The sequence below is a fragment of the Paraburkholderia sp. PREW-6R genome (genome assembly GCF_039621805.1).
In the GTDB taxonomy this organism is placed as follows: domain Bacteria; phylum Pseudomonadota; class Gammaproteobacteria; order Burkholderiales; family Burkholderiaceae; genus Paraburkholderia.
This window is the reverse complement of the sequence record NZ_CP155074.1, coordinates 695,445-715,894: the sequence shown is the minus strand read 5'-3', so window position 1 is coordinate 715,894 and position 20,450 is coordinate 695,445. Positions and strand designations below refer to the sequence as shown.

The window sequence follows — 20,450 nt, the reverse complement described above, 5'->3', positions numbered from 1 at the left end:
CGCCGAAGAAATTCCGCACTAGCAGGACAACGACCAGCAGCGCGAAGCCGCCACACGACAGGTCGAGATGAAGCCAGTCCGTATCCATAGTTATCCTTAGTTTTTCAATACGCAAAACGCATTGCCAGCGCGCGGCACTGAGTGCCGCACCGGGCTAGGGAGCGCGAGCATGTGCCACTCATCTCGTCACCCCTTCCTGTTTGCGCCCGAACAAAGCCACATGGCTGCACCCCGTTAGGTAGGCCATGTAGGGTGAGAACACGAGTGCATACACGTGATCGCCATCGCGTGAAAAAGACAGCGCGCCATGATGCCGGACGGAGATCATGCGGACTATCGTGCCGGGAAACGGCAGGAGCTGGTTCTTCAAACGGGGCTTTTGGCGTTGGGATAGGGCCATCTTCCTGTCTATGAGGAAATGACTACCGACCATCGGAAGGCTGGGCGGACAGTAACAGGAAGTTCGTGTCCCACGTAACGCGTCGGTGCCGTCGAGCGACGTGAATGCGACGTCCGGCAGACTCTCGCTCGAGGACCCGCGCATTTGTTTTCGTCGGCCAGCCTGCGGCGGACGACGACGGCAAAACCCGAATGCAGGTATGCTTTTGCGAGCTTGCGGCGGTAGCGCTGGCCGCCGCACGAGTTCGGGTGCGGCCCCTGTGAACTGAACGCATCCGGCGAACCGCCCATCGAGCCAGAATAACGGCTGCACGACCGCTACACGACCGCCGCACCACTGTCACCTTCCGATCCGGAGAAACGTTTGAGCCAGCCGACTTCCGCGCCCGCCTCCGCACCGCCAGCACCGCCGGGGCCGCCGGGGCCGCCCGCCGCATCCGCAGCCCCCCCACCTCCGCCGCCGCTGCAAGGCGGCCAGCTGGTTCTGGCGACCATTGCCGTCGCGCTCGCCACGTTCATGAACGTGCTCGACACGTCCATTGCGAACGTGGCGATCCCGACCATCTCGGGCAACCTGGGCGTTTCCGTCGACGAAGGCACGTGGGTCATCACTGTGTTCGCCGCGGCCAATGCCGTGTCGATTCCGCTGACCGGCTGGCTCACGCAGCGCATCGGCCAGGTCAAGCTGTTCGTGGGGGCGATCCTCTCGTTCGTGCTGGCTTCGTGGCTGTGCGGGATCGCGCCCACGTTGCCTATCCTGCTGCTCGCACGTGTTTTTCAGGGCGCGGTGGCCGGTCCGCTGATTCCGTTGTCACAGGCCATTCTGCTCGGCTCGTATCCGAAGGAGAAGTCGTCGACGGCGCTCGCTTTATGGGCGATGACCGCGACGGTCGGCCCGATCGCCGGCCCGGCGCTCGGCGGCTGGATCACGGACAGCTATAGCTGGTCGTGGATCTTCTACATCAACATTCCGGTCGGCATATTCGCCGCCGGCGTCACGTGGATGATCTATCGCACGCGCGAGTCGGCCACCCGCAAACCGCCGATCGACGTGGTCGGTCTCGGCCTGCTGATCACCTGGGTCGCGTCGCTGCAGGTGATGCTCGACAAGGGCAAGGACCTCGACTGGTTCAATTCGCCCGTGATCGTGATTCTCGGCGTCACCGCATTGATCAGCTTCGCGTTTTTCCTCGTGTGGGAATTGACGGAGGAGAACCCGATCGTCGATTTGCGGCTCTTCCAGCAGCGCAATTTCCTGGGCGGCACGATTGCGATCTCAGTCGCGTATGGCGTGTTTTTCGGCAACCTCGTGCTGTTGCCGCAATGGATGCAGGAATACCTGAACTACCGTTCGGTGGACGCCGGTCTCGTCACCGCGCCCCTCGGTGTATTCGCCGTACTACTCGCGCCGGTCATGGGCCGCGTGCTGCCGCGTTCCGACGCGCGCGTGATCGCCACGCTCGCGTTCATCGGCTTTGCGATAGTCTTTTACATGCGCTCGAAATATGTGATCGAGATCGACACGTGGCACCTCGTGATTCCGACGCTGCTGCAGGGCATTCCAATGGCGCTGTTCTTCGTGCCGTTAACATCGATCATCCTGTCAGGTCAGCCTCCGAACCGTATTCCGGCGGCGGCTGGTCTGTCCAATTTCGCGCGTGTGTTTTGCGGCGCGGTCGGGACATCGATCGCGGGCAACGAGTGGAATAACCGCACGGTGCTGCACCATGAACGCCTGACCGAAATCGCCACCGTCAATAATCCGGTATTCAATCAGCAGATCAACTCGACGCAGTCGCTGCTTCACCTGAACACGCAATCCGCGCATGCGCTATTCGACTTCACCGTGAACACGCAGGCGGCAATGCTCGGCCTCGACGATATTTTCTTCGTGTCGGCGATCATCTTCATTCTGATCATTCCGCTGATCTGGATCACGCGTCCGGCAAAAGGCGGCGGCGGCCCGGATGCAGCGGGCGCACACTAAGCGCCCAGCGGGATTAACCGGGTAGCTCGACATGGACAGCACGAGCCGAGCCGCTACCCGGGTAACAGCAACGCCACGATCGATCGTGGCGGCATGATTTTTCAATCGATGCGCGACGCCTGCCGGCCCGGCAGCCGGCGCTTTTGCGCGCGCTTAGTTCCGGTTGCGGTGACGGAAATATTGAGGTTCCGTTCAGTCGCCGGCACGTCGAATCTCTTCCGGTCTCGCTTACTTCTCTTCAGCACGCGCCCCGCTTCGGGGCAAATAATCCGCAGTTCCGTCGCAGGCACGGCCGCCGTTCGGGTTTTCGCGATCCTTCCTTGACAATCTATCTTTAGATATATATCTTACGACACATCTTAAGACATAGATGGAGTATCCAAGATGCGTCATCACTCTCGTTTCTCCCGTTCGCACCACGCGGACGAGGCGCGCCGCGCCGACGACGGCCATGCTTCGCTACACGCCCTCTGGCATGCCTTTGCGCGCCGTTACCAGCATCGCAGCGGGTACGCGGGCTATGAGTCTGGCCGCGATTTCGCCGAATCGCACGAACGCTTGTCCCTTCATGCGCTGCGGCACATGATCGGTCGTCACCACGACCATCGCGGCGGTGGCCGGGGCGGGCGCTTTGGCGGCGGACCCGGCGGTTTCGGCGGCGATGGCGACGGCTTTCCGCGCGGCCGCAAATTCACTTCCGAGGATCTTCAACTGCTGCTGCTTTCGATGATCGACGCACAGCCGAGCCACGGCTACGAACTCATCAAGGCGCTCGAAACGCGCTCGAACGGCTTCTACAGCCCGAGCCCCGGCATGGTCTATCCGGCGCTCACGTATCTGGAAGAACTTGGCTACGTGACCGTACAGCTCGAAGGCAACCGCAAGCGCTACGCGTTATCGGAAACGGGTCGCGACTATCTTGCCGCCAATCGCGAGCGCGTCGAACTGATGCTGGCCAAGCTGAACCACATCGCGCGCAAGATGGACTCGGTGCGCCGGGCATTCGCCGGCGAGGAACCCGCGGACATCAGCGAAGGCGGCTGGGCGCCCGAGTTGAACGAAGCGCGCCGCGTGCTCAAGCGCGCGCTGCTGCGCCGTGACAACGCACCGGCGGCCGAGCAACGCCGCATCGCCGACATATTGATGCGGGCCGCGAGGGAAATCGAAGGTGACGGCAACACGGCAGCCAGTGACGGGAACGGCGATCCCACCATTGACACGCCCTGACACGCCCGCACGCCCGCACGGCCGCACGGGCGCCGCAGACACCCACACGCACCGCCACGCACACGCACGCCCATCCACGAGCACGCTAGCGCGCACGCTGCCGCCAGCATGCTCCCGCTTGCGCCCTCACGCGCGGAGGTGTCTTCTCTATGAATCCGCAAGATTGACAGGAGCAACACCCTCATGCTGACCAACGACCCTCGTGACCACCTTGCCGTACAGCGCGTGCGGCATCCGCTGAAGTTCCGTCTGCTGCAGGTTAAACAGGTGCGCCAGCTCACGCCACACCTGATCCGCGTCACGTTCACAGGCGACGACCTGCACGACTTCGTGTCCGCGTCGTTCGACGATCACATCAAGGTATTCTTTCCCGAGCCGGGCGCGGACAAACCGCTGCTGCCGCAAGCCGGGCCGGACGGTCCAGTATTTGCCGACGGCAAGCGTCCGACCGCGCGCGACTTCACGCCGCGCCGCTTCGACCGCGACGCACGCGAACTCGATATCGAATTCGCGATGCACGAAGCCGGGCCCGCCGCGACGTGGGCGGCGCAAGCCAGAGTGGGCCAGTATCTCGGCATTGGCGGCCCGCGCGGCTCGATGGTGATTCCCACCGGCTTCGACTGGCATCTGCTCGTCGGCGACGACACCGCGTTACCAGCCATCGCACGACGCCTCGAAGAACTGCCGCCCGGCACGCGCGTGGCGGCCGTGATCGAAGTAGCGGACGCGTCGGCGAAACTCGAATTTAGCACGCAGGCCGAACTGCACGTTCTCTGGTGCTATCGCAGCGAAGCCGCGGAGCGTGGCGACACGCTGCTGAAGGCCGTGCGTGAAATGTACTTGCCCGTTGACGGCGAAGGTTACGTGTGGGCCGCCGGCGAATCGTCGACGATGCGCGCCGTGCGGTATCACCTGTGCACGGAACGCGGTGTCGACAAATCGCGCATCCGGGCGTCAAGTTACTGGAAAATGGGCGCTCGGGCTGTTCACGAAAAGCTCGACGATTGAGCATGCACGGCGTCGCGGCCTGAGTCGCGCGGCGTTTCCGGCAATCAGGATGCCGTGACAAAACCCTGCGAGCGGCGATGCTTCGTTCAGAACAAGGATTTGAACTATGTATTCAATCAGCACGAAACACGAGCGGCGCCTGCTCTGGCTGCTCGCGCTGACGCAGTTCACGATCATCATGGACTTCATGGTGATGATGCCGCTCGGGCCTCAGATCATGCACGCGTTCAGCATTACGCCGGCCGCGTTCGCGACCGCCGTGTCCGCGTACTCGTGGTGTTCGGGCCTGTCGGGGCTGTTCGCCGCGACCTATATCGACCGCTTCGACCGGCGCCGTCTGCTGCTGACCGTGTATGCGCTGTTCGCGGCGTCGAACCTCGCGTGCGCGCTGGCGGACAGCTTTGCGCTGCTGCTCGTCGCGCGCGCTTTCGCGGGCATCACGGGGGGCGTGCTCGGCTCCGTGATCATGGCGATCGTCGGCGACGTGATTCCTGTACAGCGCCGCGGCGCGGCGACCGGCACGATCATGACGGCGTTCTCGCTCGCAGCCATCGCAGGCGTACCGGCCGGCGTGATGCTCGGCGCGCACTACACCTGGGCCGCGCCGTTCTTCCTGCTGGTCGCGCTCTCGCTGCTGATCTGGTCGGTCGGCTGGAAACTGGTGCCGTCGCTCGCCGAACATCTGAACCGTCGCCAACCGACGCTCGCGCAAGTGCTGCCGGATTTGTGGCGGCTCCTGAGTAACCCGCGTCATCTGAACGCGTTCGTTCTCACGTTCATGATGATGGTCGCGCACATGCTGGTGATTCCATTCATCTCGCCGGTGCTGGTCGCCAACCACGGCGTAAAGCCGGAACAACTGTCATGGCTGTATATGGCCGGCGGCGCCGCGACGTTTTTCACGTCGCGGCAAGTCGGCAAGCTTGCTGACCGGTTCGGCACACGCCGCGTGTTCCGGATCGCGGCGTTGCTCGCATGCCTGCCCGTGCTGTTCGTCACGCATCTGCCGAATCTGCCGTTTTATGGCCTCGTCATTTTCTTTCCATTCTTCATGGTTCTGATGTCCGGGCGCATGGTGCCCATGCAAGCGCTTCTGACCACCGTTCCCGAACCTGCGCGACGCGGCGCGTTCCTGAGCGCGAACAGCGCACTGCAGGCGCTCGGTACCGGGTGCGGCGCGTGGCTCGGCGGTCTGATGCTCGGCAATGCGCCATGCGGACAGATTGCCGGCTACGGCACCGTGGGCTGGACCGCGGTGGCAGTCGCGATCTTCGGCGTGCTGTGGGTGTCGCGCGTGCGCGGCGCGCAAACGAAGACGCCCCCTCGTGCGGGCGCGCTGCCGACTGAACCCGTCGGCGAAGTCTGACGCCGGCACCGCTTCAACGTCCGTCGCTCGCCGGCAAAAAAAACGAATAAAACGCTCTTTGCCGGCCCGCTCACCTACACTTTTTTTGAAACCGACAGTCGCGCTCGACCCTGACGGCTAAGCCCGACGCAAGGTCGATCATCGACTTCGCGGCGGCGGCCGTATCGCCGCTCGTTGACCGCAACCCCTCTCCTCGTCCGCTCGATATTTTCTAATCCTAATTAATTAGCATCACGTACAGGGCAGAGGTTATTTCGGCGTTTTCTGGCTGAGGACTCGCAATGACGAAACGACGTCGGTTCATGGGCTGCCTGACGGCATTGGGGGGAAGTTATCTTCTCGGCGGGTGCGGAGGTGGAGGCGGCTCAGACGATGACGCTTCTCAAGGGGCGAACCACAGGCCGACTGCTCACGCGAGCGCGTCATTAGCGTCGGCGTCGGGCACGGCCGTGCCGCCGGCTACGTCGATCACGGATAGCGCCGGTTCCGTGTGGACCGTGCAGCAGGCCGCCGTTTATGAAAACGGCGTCAAGCTCTCCATGACCTACAACGTGTCGCTGCTGCTCTGGTACGGCGGCTCCCTGTATTGCCGCGGAACGGATGGGCAATTCTATGCGTGGAACGGCTCGATCTGGAATATCTGCAACGATCCGCGTCTTGGTGGCACCTCCGCCGACGGCACCACACTCCCCGCTTCGCCTTACATCATCGACCAGACCGGTGCGATCTGGACACTCGTCGACGACGTCATCTATCGGAACGGCGCGACGGTGGGCGTGAACTACAACGTGTCGCTCGTGCTGTGGTTGGGCGGGAAAATCTGGCATGTCGGCACTGGTGGCCAGTACTACGTGAACGTGGACGGACGAAACGTCGCGGCGCAGTGGCTCCCGTGCAGCGATCCGCACACGCCGGTGAGTTTCGATCCAGGCATGTTCTACGGGATGAACGGACACTTCGATTACACGTACACGCCCACTCAGGTGGTCGCGTTCATGAAGGCGATGCGTTGCTCGACCTATCGCGTGGGCTGCACCGACGCCCCGGCGCAGATCCAGGCCGTGGTCCAGTTGGCGCAAGCGTTCCGCGCGGCCGGACTGACGCTTTTCGTGCTGATCAACCAGGGCGTCTACGACGCCAGCGGCAACGTGTTCGCCAGCGAAACCGCGGCCTACGCGCGCGGCTTCGCCTGCGCGCAGACGATTGCCCGCGCGATGATGCCGTATGGCGTCGCCCTGTATGAATGCGGCAATGAATTGACCCGCGAGGATGCGACGATCATGAACCCGTCCTACTCGGGCACCCTCGCGATGGATTTCAACAATGCGAACTGGCCTGCCATGCGCGGCGTGATGCGCGGCATGATAGACGGCGTTAAATCGGTTCAGCCGACGGCAAAGTGCGGAGTGAATTTCTGCGTCGCGGACGTGGGCGCCTCGGACGCGCTATGGGAAGGCATGCAACCGGACGGCAGCGGCGGCCATCCGCCGCTGCGGTGGGACATGACCACGTGGCACAACTACGACGCATACGGGGATATCTTCAGCATCGGCAGCGACGGCCAAGGTCCGGCTTTCGATCTTCCTGCGTACTGCAAGGCACGGTACGGCGTGCCCTTCATGATCACCGAATGGAACACAGGCCCGGACCAGACAGAAGCTTTCCGCGCGACCTACATCACGACACAGCTGGGCAAGTTCTACGCCGCGAGAAAATCGGCCAACATCCAGTCGGTCATGTATTACGTGCTGGACAGCGGCAACAGCACTTACGGGATCATGGTCAATGGCGTCCCGTTGAGTCTGCCGTATGCCGCTTTCACAAGTTTCACGGGCAGCCACGCCGACACTTAGACGCGGCCCGCCAGCGTTCAATCGGTTTTGCCCGTCAGCGCCTTTCTTGCCTCTTCACCTTCGGCGTGCGAGCGCGAGTAGAACACTTTCGCGCGGCCGAGAATGATCTTCAGCATGGCGATCACCGGGACGGCGAGAAAGATGCCCGCCACGCCGCCAAGCTGATCGCCCGCGAGCAGGCCGACGATCACGAGGAATGGACTAACCTCGACACCTTCGCTCATCAGATAAGGATTGAGCACGTAGTCCTGGAACACCCGGTAGATTGCGATGAAGATGACCAGCCACAGCAGATGCCCGTAGCCGCTGAACACCGCCACCACGAGCGTAATCGCCACCGCGCCGAGCGGCCCGGCGAACGGCACGAATTCGAGCAGCCCCGCGCTGACCGCCAGCAGGAACGCATACGGCACGCCGAGCAGCGAGAACGCCGCGCCATAGCAGATCAAGGTTGCGAGCGACAGAAACAGCAGCGCCCGCACGTACTTCGACAACAGCACGTTCAGATCCGTGACGATCTCGGTCCATAACACGCGATGCCGGTCCGACAGCAGCGCGAGACAGGAGTCGCGCATCTGCGGACCTTCCTTGATGAGCAGGAAGCTCAGAATCGGAATCAGCACGAGGTAGATCAGATTGCTCGCCGCATGCACCACGCCGAGGCCGACACTGCGCGCCATCGGCACCGCTTTGTCGGAGCCGGTTTCGATCTGGCTGCGCACGAAGTCGACAATCCGTTCGCGCAGCGGCTCCAGAAAGTGCGGCAGCGGAAACCGGTTGGGCACGTCCGACTTCAACAAGGCGGGCAACTGCGAAAAAAGATGCGTGGCCTGATCCTGCAACTGCACGCCGAAGATCGAGCCGGCCACAGCGATCACCGCGACCACCACGATGAACACGAGCGCGATCGACGCCACGCGCGGCACGCGGCGCGGCGTGATGCGCTCGACCAGCTCGACCATCGGGTAGATGAGATAACTGAAGAAGACCGCGAACACCACCACCAGCACGGTGGACGACGCGGTATAGATAATGAACAGCAGCAGCGCGATCAGAAACGCGGTCCAGACTTTTCTGGCCGTGCCAACATCGAATCCCAGCATGGAACTTCCTTGATTAACGATGAGATCCGGCGCCTCGGACGCGCCGGGAACATCGGACACCACACTTCATCCGCACTACACCGTCACGGCGTGAAGTCAGAGCAGCTTGCCCAGCAGGAAACCAACGCCGGCGGCGACCAGCAACGCGCCGATCGGATTATTGCGAGTCGTCTCTGCGACCTGATCCACGCTCTCGCCGTATTTGGCCTGGGCCTTGCCGGCGAGCTGACGCACTTTACCTTCCGCCTGGAGATCCGCGTCGCCTGTGAGGCCGCCAACAGCGTCCTGCACCTTGCCGGCCGCATCTTTCACCGTACCTTCGAACTGGTTGGAATTCATCGTCGTTCTCCTTGAACACAGGTAATTGAAACTGTCGAGTTGGTCTACCTTACTTCTTCATGCGGTTTCTCACGGCGTCGGCCGCTTCGCCCACCTTGGACTGGACCTTGCCGGCGAGCTTTTCAGCCGCGCCTTCGGCCTGGGTGGTCCGGTTGCCAGTGACCTTGCCGATCGCCTCTTTCACGGAACCCTTGACCTGTTTCGACGCGCCTTCCACACGATTCTTATCCATCATGGTCTCTCCTTGATTCTTCTGGAGCGGTTGAACTGCAACCGAACAATGTCGGCCGCCCGCGGCGCAACTCGCAGCGCCCGGGCGCATCAGAGCAGCACAGTTCGTTCCCGGCTTTTCGCGTGCGCTCCCGAAGGCGGCCCAGTCAGGCCCGGAGCGCCCGCTCAGGCGTCACTTTGACGACTTGCGGCGTGGCGCACTGCCCGGCTTCAGACCGAAGTGCCCGCGGGCTTGCGCCCAGACAATCGCTTCGCCACGGCTGTGCACGTCGAGCTTCGCATAGATCGTGGCGACGTGATTGCGGACCGTATTCGGCGCCAGCCCGAGTTCGCGCGCGATTTCCTTGTCCGCCAGTCCGGCACACAGGCAGGCGAACACATCCCGCTCGCGCGCGGTCAGGTCCGCGAGATGCGCACCGGCGTCGGGCGCATTCGCGCGCCGCACATTCACGAGCTTCTCGATCAGCGTCTGGCTGAACCACGAGGCGTCCTGCATAACCGTTTCGATTGCCGCCACCAGTTCCATCTCGGAGCGTTTGCGCTCGGTGATGTCGAGCAGTGTCATCAGCACACACGCCCTGCCGTGAATCGCCACCGCCTCTGCGGACACAAGGCAGTTCAACGGCTCGCCGCCATGCGTGCGCACCTCGAATTCGACGTTGCGCACGCTGCCGCTTTCCTGGAGTGCGGCACAGACGCGGGCGCAGGCGTCGTCGGTCCATAGCGCACTCTGGTCGAGCGGCTTGCCGATCAGTTCTTCCGACGTGAAGCCGGTGGTCGCCGTGAACGCGTCATTGATATCGAGCGTGGTCATGTCTTCGGCGGCAAACAGCACCGTGGACACCGGCGTCATCCGGAACGACTTCTCGAAGCGTTCTTCGCTCTGACGCAGCGCGCTCTCCGCGCGCTTGCGCGGCTCGAGGTCCATGAAGGTGAAGAGCATGCACGCCTCCTCGCCAATATCGATCGGCTGGCCGGCCACCACGACGAACTTCGCGCTGCCGTCGGGCAAACGCAGCGTCGCCTCCATCTGCGGAATCGTTTCACCCTTGCCGAGCCGCTCGACTGCGAGTTCGCGCCTGTCGGCGTTCTCGAATACGTCGAGTTCATACACCGAGCGCCCGATCACGTCCTCACGCGCATAGCCGGTCATTTCCAGAAAGCCCTGATTGACCTTGATGTAGCGCTGGTCGCTCAGACGGCAGATCACGGCGGGCGCCGGATTTGCGTTGAAGGTCTTCTCGAAGCGCCGCTCGGCGCTGGCCCACTCGCTCGCGTCGTGCAGAATCAGCGCGAGACAGTCCGGTTCACCTTGCGCGTTGGTCAGCACCAGGCTGCGCACGCGATGCACCCAGTTCACCGTGTCATCGTCGGCGGGAAAGACCTCGACCACGACATCGCTGAAACACTCGCCCGCGACCACGCGTTCGATCGGATAGCTGCCCTCCGGCAACGGATGATTATTCCGGTAACGCAGCCGGAAGCGCTCGCGGTATTCGGTGACGTCGGCGCCCAGTTGCGCAATTTCATCGATGCCGTGCATGTCGAGCGCGGCCTGGTTTGCCCAGACGATCGTCTGGTCGGGTTCGATCAGGATCACGCCTTCAGTGAGCCCTGTAATGATTTGCTGCAACTGGCGGCGGTCGGTTTGCGAACGCAGTATCCTGTCGTCCGGCGGCGCGTCCTCCGGATCTTTGGCTTGCACCAGTTGCGTGGGTGTGGCGGAGGGTGTTCCTTTCATTGTTATGGGCGCGTGCTTGGCGCGCGAGAGCCTGTCCAGTTCGCAGAATTAACCAAAAGAAGTCACTGCGCCAATCGCGGATGCACCAGAACGCATGATGCAAGCGCACCAGGCGCGGGACAGTCGCATAGTGCAATACCTGTCCGCTTACACTGTACAGCTTTTCCGCCCAAACGGACCGCCAGGATGTAGCAGAACCGACTGACCAACGGTTTTTATCGGCGCTCGCCGGTAAAAAATACAACCGTCGGCAAGCATCCTCCGACAACCACTCATCCTGCAAGCTGTCGGCCGATGTTCAATGCAGCCGGTTATTCACCCCGTTTCAAACGTCTTCCGCGCCCAGCATGGCGAGCGGATGCGCGTCGCGCTTCCACGGCGACGCCAGAAACTGCCGCACGCGCTCAGGCCGCACTTCGGCAAGCGTCGCAGGCGCCCAGCGCGGTTTGCGGTCCTTGTCGATCAGCTGCGCGCGCACGCCTTCGCAGAAATCGCCGTCTTCAATCGCGCGTTTCACGATGCCCAGCTCCATCCTGAAACATTCGGCCAGCGACATCTGGCGACCGCGCAGCAATGCCTCGCGGGTCACGTAGAGCATCGTCGGCGAATGGCTGGTCAACGCGTCGTATGCGGACTGCAGCCATTGCCTGGTTTCGCGCGGCGGATCGCGATCCAGATCGTGCCGCAACGTCGCGACCATCCGCTCGACACCCGAGCGCCGGTCGAAATGCCGCTGGATCAGCTGTGAAAACGGCGTAAGCGCCGCATGCGGGACGATATTGCAAGGCGGCTCGAAAACGCCGCGCAACGCCATCATCAGCCCCCCTTCATGCGACATGCGCTGCAGGCGTTCCTCGAACGTGGCGAGCCAGTCGGCAGGCACACAGAGATCCGCTAGTTGCAGGCGTAGCGCGTCCGCGCCCGACAGCGTCGCGGCGCTCAAGCCCACGTACAACGCCGCTTCCGCGGGCATCACGTTCAGAAAGCGGGTTGCGCCGACGTCGGGCAGAAAGCCGATGCGCGTCTCCGGCATCGCAATCTTGCTGCGCTCGGTGACGATGCGCAGGCGGGCCCCCTGCCCGAGCCCCATGCCGCCGCCCATTGCGATGCCGTCGAGCAGCGCGACCACGGGTTTCGGGAACCGGTGCAACGCATAGTCGAGCCGGTATTCGTCCACGAAGAATGCAAGCCAGCGCGGATCGCGGTTTTTCGCGAGACGATGCACTTCGCGCACATCGCCGCCGGCGCAGAAGCCTTTGCTGCCCGCGCCCTTCAGCACGAGCGCCACGATCGCGTCGTCCGTGCGGCAATGCTCGACCAGCACGGCGAGTTCGCGCACCATCGCATGCGACAGCGCGTTGAGCGCCGCCGGCCGGTTCAGCGTGATGATTCCGACGCGGTTGACCACGCGAAACAGGATCTCCCGCTCGGCCTCCGCGGCGACGTCGGGCGCGGCGCTTTGCAAAGCGCTCATCAATGCGCCTCCGGTGGTCGCACGGATTCGGCGCGTGAAGCAGCGTCAGCGGGATCGGCGGGCTCGTGCCGTGCGACCTGCCATTGCGGCGCGCGCTTTTCGAGAAACGCGTTCACGCCTTCGCGCTGATCCGCACCATCGAACAGATCAACGAAGCGTTCGCGCTCCAGCGCGAGCGCCGCCGAACGCGGCACGCCATTGCGCGCCTGATGAATCAGCGTCTTGCTGGAGTCGACCGCCTGCGGACTGAGCGTGGCGACGCGCGCGGCCATGGTCAGTGCGGCTTCACGCGCCGCGCCCTTGTCCACCACCTCCTCGACCAGACCGATGCGCAGTGCGGTGGCTGCGTCCACACGCTCGCCGGTCAGGATCATCCGCTTGGCCCAGCCTTCGCCGACGAGCCACGGCAGCGTCTGCGTTCCGCATCCGCAAGGCAGCAGCCCAACTGCGGTTTCCGGAAGCGCGAGCAGCGCGTGCTGTTCGGCGATCCGGATATCGCACGCAAGCGCGCATTCGAGACCGCCGCCCATTGCATAACCGTTGATTGCCGCGATGACCACGGGCCGCGCGTTCTGCAGCGCCTCGAACGCAGAGCCGAAGCGCGCTGCCGCCGTGCGCGCGACTTCGCGGTTTCCGTCGGCGAACGTGTTCAGGTCGGCGCCCGCGCTGAAGAACTTCGGGCCGTCGCCGGTCACGACAATGGCACGCACCCGCGCCTCGCCGTTCAGCCGCTCGACGGTGTGCTGCAACTGCAACAATCCCTCTGGCGTGAACGCGTTGGCGGGCGGCCGTTTGAGCGTCAGCAGCGCGACGCTGCCGTCGTGGGCGTAGTCGAGATCGATCATCACACGGCTCCGTCCTTACCTTCATTCCTGTCCTGACGATACAGCCGGATCACCGCGGAAAAATCGAGGCGTCCCGCGCCTTTCGTGCTCATCGTCTGATAAAGCTGCTGGGCCAGCGCGCCGAGATAAACCGGTTGACGCGCGGATTTCGCGGCGTCCGTCGCAAGGCCCAGATCCTTGAGCATCAGATCCGTGCCGAACCCGCCCGTGTAGCCGCGCGTGGAAGGCGCGGTGTCGATCACGCCCGGCATCGGGTTATACGTGTCCGAACTCCAGCAGCGCCCGGTCGACGTATTGATGATGCCGCCCAGCACTTTGACGTCGATGCCGAGCGATTCGCCGAGCGCCATCGCCTCCGCCACGCCTGCCATCGTGATGCCGAGCACGAGGTTGTTGCAGATTTTCGCGACCTGGCCGGTGCCGGTGTCGCCGCAATGGACAATGTTCTTGCCCATGGCGGAGAGTACCGGCTTGACCTGCTCGTACGCGCTTGCGCTGCCGCCCACCATGAAGGTCAGTGTGCCGGCCGCCGCGCCGCCGGTGCCGCCGGACACCGGCGCGTCGACGAACGTATTGCCATGCTGCGCGGCCAGCCCGGCGAACGCCTTCACGCTCGCCGGGTCGATCGTGCTCGAATCGATGATCGTCACACCTTTGCCGATGCCGGCGAGCACGCCATCGGCGTCGCTCAGCACGCTGCGCACATGCGCGGCGGCGGGCAGCATGGTGATGACGCACTCCACGTCCTGCGCCGCTGCTTTCGGCGAACCTGCGGCCACCGCGCCCGCGTCGACGAGCGCCTGCACAGCTTGCGCATTGAGATCGAACACGTTGACCGCGTGGCCCGCCTTGAGCAGGTTCTGCGCCATCGGCGCGCCCATGTTGCCGAGTCCGATGAAACCGATTTTCATGATGCCGTCTCCGTTAAGGCACTCACTGGATGCGCAACGCTCAGCGCAGGCTGATCGTGGTGTTGACGCCGTCGTTCACGGTGTCGTCGTCGAACCAGCGTGCGGTGACGGTCTTGGTTTGCGTATAGAACTGCACGACCTGCTTGCCATACGGGCCCAGGTCACCGAGCTTCGAGCCGCGCGAACCGGTGAAGCTGAAAAACGGCACGGGCACCGGAATCGGAATGTTGATCCCCACCTGGCCAATGTCGATCTCGCTCTGAAACTTGCGCGCCGCCGCGCCGCTTTGCGTGAACAGGCCGACGCCGTTGCCAAACGGATTGCGATTGACGAGCGCGATCGCTTCGTCGAGCGTGGCGACGTTGAGCACCACCAGCACCGGGCCGAAAATTTCCTGGCGATAGATCTGCATGTCCGTCGTGACGTCGGTAAAGATCGTCGGGCCGATGAAATTGCCCTGCTCGTAGCCGGGCACGTTCACGCCGCGTCCGTCGAGCGCGAGCGTCGCCCCCTCTTTGACGCCCGTTTCGATCAGCCCGAGAATGCGCTCTTTGGCCGCGCGCGAGACCACCGGGCCGATGTCCGTGTTCGGCTCGCTACCGGCGTTGACCTTGAGCGCTTTCGCTTTCGCCACCAGATCGGGCAGCCATTGTTGCGACGCGCCGACCAGAACCACGACCGAGGTCGCCATGCAGCGCTGCCCGGCCGCGCCGAAGCCGGCGCCCGCGAGCGCGTTCAATGTCTGTTCGCGGTTCGCGTCCGGCAACACCACGGCGTGATTTTTCGCGCCCATCATCGACTGCACGCGTTTGCCGTGTTCACTGCCGAGGCGGTACACGTGCGTGCCGACCGCCGTGGAACCGACGAACGAAATCGCCTTGACGAGTTCGTGTGTGCAAAGCGCATCGACCACTTCCTTGCCGCCGTGCACGACGTTCAGCACGCCCTTCGGCACGCCGGCTTCCAGCGCAAGCTCGACGAGTTGCATGGTGGACATCGGGTCCTGCTCGGACGGCTTCAGCACGAACGTATTCCCGCAAACGATCGCCATCGGAAACATCCACAGCGGAATCATGGCCGGGAAGTTGAACGGCGTGATGCCGGCGCACACGCCGATCGGCTGACGCAGCGTGTATGTGTCGACGCCGCCCGCCACGTTCTCCACGAATTCGCCCTGCTGCAGCGTGCCGATCGAACACGCATGCTCGACCACTTCGAGGCCGCGGAAAATATCGCCTTCGGCGTCGGGAATCGTCTTGCCCTGCTCGGCGCTTAGCGTTTTAGCGATACGTGGCATGTGCTCGCGCACGAGCGCCTGGTACTTCAGCATGATGCGCATGCGCGCACCGACCGGCGTGTCTTTCCAGGTCCTGAACGCGGCGTGCGCGCAACGGACCGCCTCGTTCACTTCCTCGACGGTCGCGAACGGCACGCGAGCCAGCACGTCCTGCGTGGCCGGATTGACGATATCGCGCCACTCGCTGGTTTTCGAATCGACGAATTCGCCGTTGATCAACAATTTGACTTTGGCGACATCCTGCGCGCCGGGATTGGAATCAGTTGCGCTCATGCTCAAACTCCTCTGCAGTGGCCGCGGCGGCGGCCGGACAGTGACTGAAACGAATCGGCCTGCATCGACCTTTAAAGCCGGCCGAAAAGCCGAAAGACGAAACGGCTTTAGCGCAGATCCGGAAAATCTTCCTCCCAGAATTCGCCGGGCAGCCGCGCCGGTTCAGCTGCACGCTCCATTTCGCGGCGCCTGAGTTCGACGCGGCGAATTTTCCCCGAGATGGTTTTGGGCAACTCGCTAAATTGCAGGCGTCGAATCCGCTTGTACGGCGCGAGTTTTTCGCGCGAGAACGCGAACACGGCGCGCGCAAGTTCAGGACCGGCCTCGTAACCCTGGCGCACGGTGACGAACGCCTTCGGCACAGACAGACGCAGCGCGTCGGCGCTCGGCACCACGGCGGCTTCGCCGATCGCCTCGTGCTCGATCAGCACGCTTTCGAGCTCGAACGGACTGAGCCGGTAATCGGACGATTTAAAAACATCGTCCGCGCGGCCCACATACACGTAGTACCCGTCTTCGCGCCGCAGCGCGACATCCGACGTGTGATAGAAGCCGTTGCGCATGGCTTGCGCGGTGGCGTTCGGATTGTTCGCATAGCCGGTCATCAGTCCGAGCGGGCGCTGCGCAAGCGGCAGCGAGATTTCGCCTTCGGTGACGGGTTGATCGTCGGCGTCGAGCAGTTCGATGCGGTAGCCCGGCAGCGGCCGTCCCATCGACCCTGCCACGACAGGTTGACCCGGCGGATTGCCGATCTGGCAGGTGGTTTCGGTCTGGCCGAAACCGTCGCGAATCGTGATGCCCCACGCATGCCTGACCCGCTCGATGATCTCCGGATTGAGCGGCTCGCCCGCGCCGACGATCTCGCGCAGCTTGACCGGATACTCCGCGAGATGCTCCTGCACGAGCATGCGCCAGACGGTAGGCGGCGCGCACAGCGTGGTGACGTTAAAGCGCACCAGCACGTCGAGTGTATCTTTCGGCACGAAGCGCGCGAAGTTGAACACGAACACGCAGGCCTGCGCGTTCCAGGGCGCATAAAAGCAGCTCCATGCGTGCTTGGCCCAGCCAGGCGAGCTGATGTTCCAGTGAATGTCGTTTTTCTGCAGGCCGATCCAGTACATCGTGGACAGATGGCCGACCGGATAGCTCTGGTGCGTATGCTCGACAAGCTTCGGCTTCGACGTGGTGCCGGACGTGAAGTACAGCAGCAGCGGATCGGTGGCGTACGTGATGCCTTCTGGCGTGAAATGCGGCGAGGCCTCGTAAGCGGCGGCGATGTCGATCCAGCCCTCGCGCGCCGCGCCGACCGAAAGGCGCGTAAGCGGCACGTCCAGCGTGTCGAACTTGGCGAGTTCCGCGCTATCCACCACGACGAACGTCGCGCCGCCAATCTGTACGCGGTCGCGTACGTCGTCGGCGGAAAGCTGGGTGGTGGCGGGCAGCACGATCGCGCCGAGCTTCATCGCGGCGAGCATCACGTCCCACAGTTCGACGCGGTTCGGCAGCATCAGCAGCAGGCGGTCGCCGCGTCCCACGCCCACGCCGCGCAAAAAATTCGCCATGCGTGCCGAGCGCTCCGACATCTGTGCGTACGAGAGGCGCAAACCTTCGGTGGCCGGGTCGTCGACGATCCACAACGCGGGGTTGTCGTTGCCGTGCGCGATGACGTCGAAATAATCCAGCGCCCAGTTGAACTCGCCCAGCACCGGCCACGCGAACTCGCGATACGCACGGTCGTAGTCGGTTCGATGGCGCTGTAACAGGTCACGCGCGTCGAAAAAGGCTTTCGCTGCAGTCATCGTCGTCTCCGGATGGCGCGCTGTGCGCTCTATGTATGCCGCTTTGATTCGCTGCTACCTTGCCTGCCCGCCGGTGCGCTCACCGGCTGTTCTGCGCTGGAACCCTCACGCATTTGCGCCTACACGTTGCGCGCGATCACCATGCGCTGCACTTCGCTCGTCCCTTCATAGATCTGCGTGATGCGGGCGTCACGATAATGACGCTCCACCGCGTAGTCGTCCAGATAGCCGTAGCCGCCGTGAATCTGAATGGCGTCCGAACAGATCTGCTCGGCCACTTCGGACGCGAACAGCTTGGCCTGCGACGCTTCCGACAGGCACGGCAGACCTGCCGAACGCAGCCGCGCCGCATGGTGCACCAGAAGCCGCGCGGCATTCAGACGCGTGGTCATGTCCGCCAGCATGTTGGCGACCGTCTGATGCTCCCTGATCGGCTTGCCGAACTGCACGCGCTCACTGGCATAAGCGCGCGCGGCGTCGAAAGCCGCCCGCGCAATGCCGACTGCCTGCGCCGCGATGCCGATGCGCCCGCCCTCCAGATTCGACAGCGCGATGCGCAGCCCGTCGCCGGGCTCGCCGAGCAGATTGGCCTGCGGCACCGCGCAGTCGTCGAACGAAATCGGGCAGGTATCCGATGCGCGTATGCCGAGCTTGTGCTCCGGTTTGCCGACGTTAAAGCCCGGCGTGCTGGTCGGCACGATGAACGCCGACAGGCCACGCTTGCCGCGCTCGGGGTCGGTCACGGCGAACACGATGGCGATATCGGCACGCGCGCCATTGGTCACGAACTGCTTGTTGCCGTTGAGCACCCATTTGCCGTCATGCAGCACGGCGCGCGTGCGCAGGTTGTTCGCTTCCGAGCCGGCCTGCGGTTCGGTCAGGCAGAAGGCGCCGATCCGGCGGCCGGTGGCAAGGTCTTTCAGATACTGGTCCTTCTGCGCATCCGTGCCGTAGTTCAGGATCGGTCCGCAGCCCACGGAGTTGTGCACGCTCATCAGCGTGGCGCAGGACGCGCAGCCCGCGGCGATTTCTTCGATGGCAAGCGCGTAGGCGACATAGTCGGAGTACGAGCCGCCCCATTCGGGCGGCACGATCATCCCGAGAAAGCCGAGTTCGCCCATCTGCGTGACGACTTCGGCGGGCAGTTGCGCGTCGCGGTCCCATTGCGCCGCGTGCGGCGCGAGCCGTTCGGTGGCGAAGTCGCGCGCGGCGTCGCGAATCATCCGTTGTTCGTCGGTATAAAGGCTGTCCATGGCGTGGTCCTGTGATGTGCGTGGGATCGCGCGCGGGGTACGCGGTGCGCCATCCTCAAGCAAGTGTAGGCATGGCGCTGGACAGGTTCGATGCTCAGCCCGATCATTCTCACTGAGCGCGATTGCCATACCCGCGCACTGAAATAGCGAGTCGGCCCGCATTTTCAAGGGCTTAGCCATTCACTCCAAGCAGATTGTTGAGCGCGTTTGCCAGCTCTTACCCATGAAAACCCTGAGAAGCGCGGGTCACGACCGCGGCACGATTTCCGTCAGCCTCGTTGAAGAAACCCTGGCGCTCGCGCGCGCGAGTGGGCTCGACGCGTTGCCGCTCGCGGAGGCCGCAGGCATCGCCGCGCCGCTGCTGGCGTCCCCGCGAAGCCGGGTGTCGGCGGCGCAATACGGCGCGCTGTGGGCCAGCATCGCCCGCGCGCTCGACGACGAATTCTTCGGCCAGGATTCGCACCGGATGAAAAGCGGCAGTTTCGTCGCCATGACCCGTGCCGCGCTCACCGCGCGCACGGGCGGCCAGGCGCTCGCCCGCGCGGTGAGTTTCATGCGGCTCGTGCTGGACGATCTTGCCGCGCAGATCGAAACCGGTACGGATTACGTGCGCTTGCGCTTTGTCGAACGCGAAGGCCGCATGCCACCCGCCATGTTCGCTTACGCGACCTATTTCATCCTCGTATATGGGCTGCTGTGCTGGCTGGTCGGCCGGCGCATTCCATTGCTCGAAGCGGGGTTCCGCTGCGCCGAGCCGCCCGCCGCGCACGAATACCGGCTGATGTTCTGCGACCAGATGAGCTTCGATCAGGCCGGCTCGTATGTCGATCTTGCGCCGTCGTTCCTCGACCTGCCGGTGATCCAGACGACGCAAACCGTCAAGGCGTTCCTGCGCGACGCGCCCGGCAGCTTCATCGTCAAATATCGCAATCCGGGCTCGCTCGCGGCACGCGTGCGCAAGATGCTGCGCGCGCTGCCCATGGCGAACTGGCCTCCCGCGGACCGCATGGCCGAGCGCCTGAACGTCGCCGAGGCGACCATGCGCCGGCGTCTGAAGCAGGAAGGCTATACGTACCAATCGATCAAGGATGACCTGCGGCGCGACATTGCGATCGGCGAATTGCAGGACGGCAAACGCACGATTGCCGAGATCGCCACGTCCGTAGGATTCGCGGAGCCCAGCGCGTTTCATCGCGCGTTCCGCAAGTGGACGGGCATGCGTCCGACCGACTACCGCCCGGCACAGGCGGATCACACGCCGCATGCGGAATCGGACTAAGCTGTAAGCAGCAGGCCTTCCTGGGGTTCGGCCCGCGCCGGTCGAAACCCGTCGACCGGCGCGGC

General features: G+C 63.7%; 16 protein-coding genes. 6 read left to right on the top strand and 10 right to left on the bottom strand.

Annotation, left to right across the window (positions count from 1 at the left end):
* Window positions 1-763: 763 nt before the first annotated feature.
* The 5 genes from AAGS40_RS18515 (at window position 764) to AAGS40_RS18495 (ending at window position 7,840) form a co-directional block, all read left to right on the top strand.
* Window positions 764-2,386 carry a DHA2 family efflux MFS transporter permease subunit gene (locus tag AAGS40_RS18515; protein WP_345816228.1) on the top strand — a complete coding sequence of 541 codons (1,623 nt, stop codon included), beginning with the start codon at window positions 764-766 and terminating at the stop codon, window positions 2,384-2,386.
* A gap of 384 nt (window positions 2,387-2,770) precedes the next feature.
* On the top strand, window positions 2,771-3,613 hold the full coding sequence (locus tag AAGS40_RS18510; protein ID WP_345816227.1) for a PadR family transcriptional regulator: 843 nt from the start codon (window positions 2,771-2,773) through the stop codon (window positions 3,611-3,613).
* A gap of 183 nt (window positions 3,614-3,796) precedes the next feature.
* Entirely contained in the window at window positions 3,797-4,621 is an 825-nt protein-coding gene (locus AAGS40_RS18505; protein WP_345816226.1) for a siderophore-interacting protein, read from the top strand.
* A 106-nt stretch (window positions 4,622-4,727) separates the two neighbouring features.
* Complete coding sequence (locus AAGS40_RS18500; protein ID WP_345816225.1) at window positions 4,728-5,987, top strand: MFS transporter; 1,260 nt, start codon at window positions 4,728-4,730, stop codon at window positions 5,985-5,987.
* 281 nt (window positions 5,988-6,268) lie between these two features.
* The gene (locus tag AAGS40_RS18495) at window positions 6,269-7,840 is read left to right on the top strand and encodes a hypothetical protein (RefSeq protein WP_345816224.1); all 1,572 of its coding nucleotides are present in this window, start codon (window positions 6,269-6,271) and stop codon (window positions 7,838-7,840) included.
* A 17-nt stretch (window positions 7,841-7,857) separates the two neighbouring features.
* Here the strand turns inward: AAGS40_RS18495 and AAGS40_RS18490 are convergent, their stop codons facing one another.
* From AAGS40_RS18490 to AAGS40_RS18445, 10 genes are all read right to left on the bottom strand, one after another.
* Window positions 7,858-8,943 carry an AI-2E family transporter gene (locus AAGS40_RS18490; RefSeq protein ID WP_345816223.1) on the bottom strand — a complete coding sequence of 362 codons (1,086 nt, stop codon included), beginning with the start codon at window positions 8,941-8,943 and terminating at the stop codon, window positions 7,858-7,860.
* A 96-nt stretch (window positions 8,944-9,039) separates the two neighbouring features.
* Window positions 9,040-9,282, bottom strand: a complete 243-nt coding sequence (locus tag AAGS40_RS18485) for a CsbD family protein (protein ID WP_345816222.1) — start codon at window positions 9,280-9,282, stop codon at window positions 9,040-9,042.
* A 49-nt stretch (window positions 9,283-9,331) separates the two neighbouring features.
* Window positions 9,332-9,514, bottom strand: a complete 183-nt coding sequence (locus tag AAGS40_RS18480) for a CsbD family protein (RefSeq protein ID WP_345816625.1) — start codon at window positions 9,512-9,514, stop codon at window positions 9,332-9,334.
* A gap of 171 nt (window positions 9,515-9,685) precedes the next feature.
* Complete coding sequence (locus AAGS40_RS18475) at window positions 9,686-11,254, bottom strand: helix-turn-helix transcriptional regulator (RefSeq protein ID WP_345816221.1); 1,569 nt, start codon at window positions 11,252-11,254, stop codon at window positions 9,686-9,688.
* 325 nt (window positions 11,255-11,579) lie between these two features.
* A complete protein-coding gene (locus tag AAGS40_RS18470) occupies window positions 11,580-12,728 on the bottom strand; it encodes an enoyl-CoA hydratase/isomerase family protein (RefSeq protein ID WP_345816220.1) in 1,149 nt (382 codons plus the stop codon).
* The gene (locus AAGS40_RS18465) at window positions 12,728-13,573 is read right to left on the bottom strand and encodes an enoyl-CoA hydratase (RefSeq protein WP_345816219.1); all 846 of its coding nucleotides are present in this window, start codon (window positions 13,571-13,573) and stop codon (window positions 12,728-12,730) included. The genes AAGS40_RS18470 and AAGS40_RS18465 overlap by 1 nt, the downstream gene beginning before the upstream one ends.
* Window positions 13,573-14,484 (bottom strand): 3-hydroxyisobutyrate dehydrogenase, encoded by a 912-nt coding sequence (gene mmsB / locus AAGS40_RS18460; RefSeq protein ID WP_345816218.1) that lies wholly within the window; start codon window positions 14,482-14,484, stop codon window positions 13,573-13,575. Before mmsB ends, AAGS40_RS18465 begins: the two co-directional genes overlap by 1 nt.
* A gap of 40 nt (window positions 14,485-14,524) precedes the next feature.
* Window positions 14,525-16,054, bottom strand: a complete 1,530-nt coding sequence (locus AAGS40_RS18455) for a CoA-acylating methylmalonate-semialdehyde dehydrogenase (RefSeq protein WP_345816217.1) — start codon at window positions 16,052-16,054, stop codon at window positions 14,525-14,527.
* 107 nt (window positions 16,055-16,161) lie between these two features.
* Complete coding sequence (locus AAGS40_RS18450; protein ID WP_345816216.1) at window positions 16,162-17,853, bottom strand: AMP-binding protein; 1,692 nt, start codon at window positions 17,851-17,853, stop codon at window positions 16,162-16,164.
* A 119-nt stretch (window positions 17,854-17,972) separates the two neighbouring features.
* Window positions 17,973-19,106, bottom strand: a complete 1,134-nt coding sequence (locus AAGS40_RS18445; RefSeq protein WP_345816215.1) for an acyl-CoA dehydrogenase — start codon at window positions 19,104-19,106, stop codon at window positions 17,973-17,975.
* Between the two features lie 223 nt (window positions 19,107-19,329).
* Here AAGS40_RS18445 and AAGS40_RS18440 point away from each other — a divergent pair, with 223 nt between their 5' ends.
* Window positions 19,330-20,385 (top strand): AraC family transcriptional regulator, encoded by a 1,056-nt coding sequence (locus tag AAGS40_RS18440; RefSeq protein WP_345816214.1) that lies wholly within the window; start codon window positions 19,330-19,332, stop codon window positions 20,383-20,385.
* The last annotated feature ends 65 nt before the right edge of the window (window positions 20,386-20,450 follow it).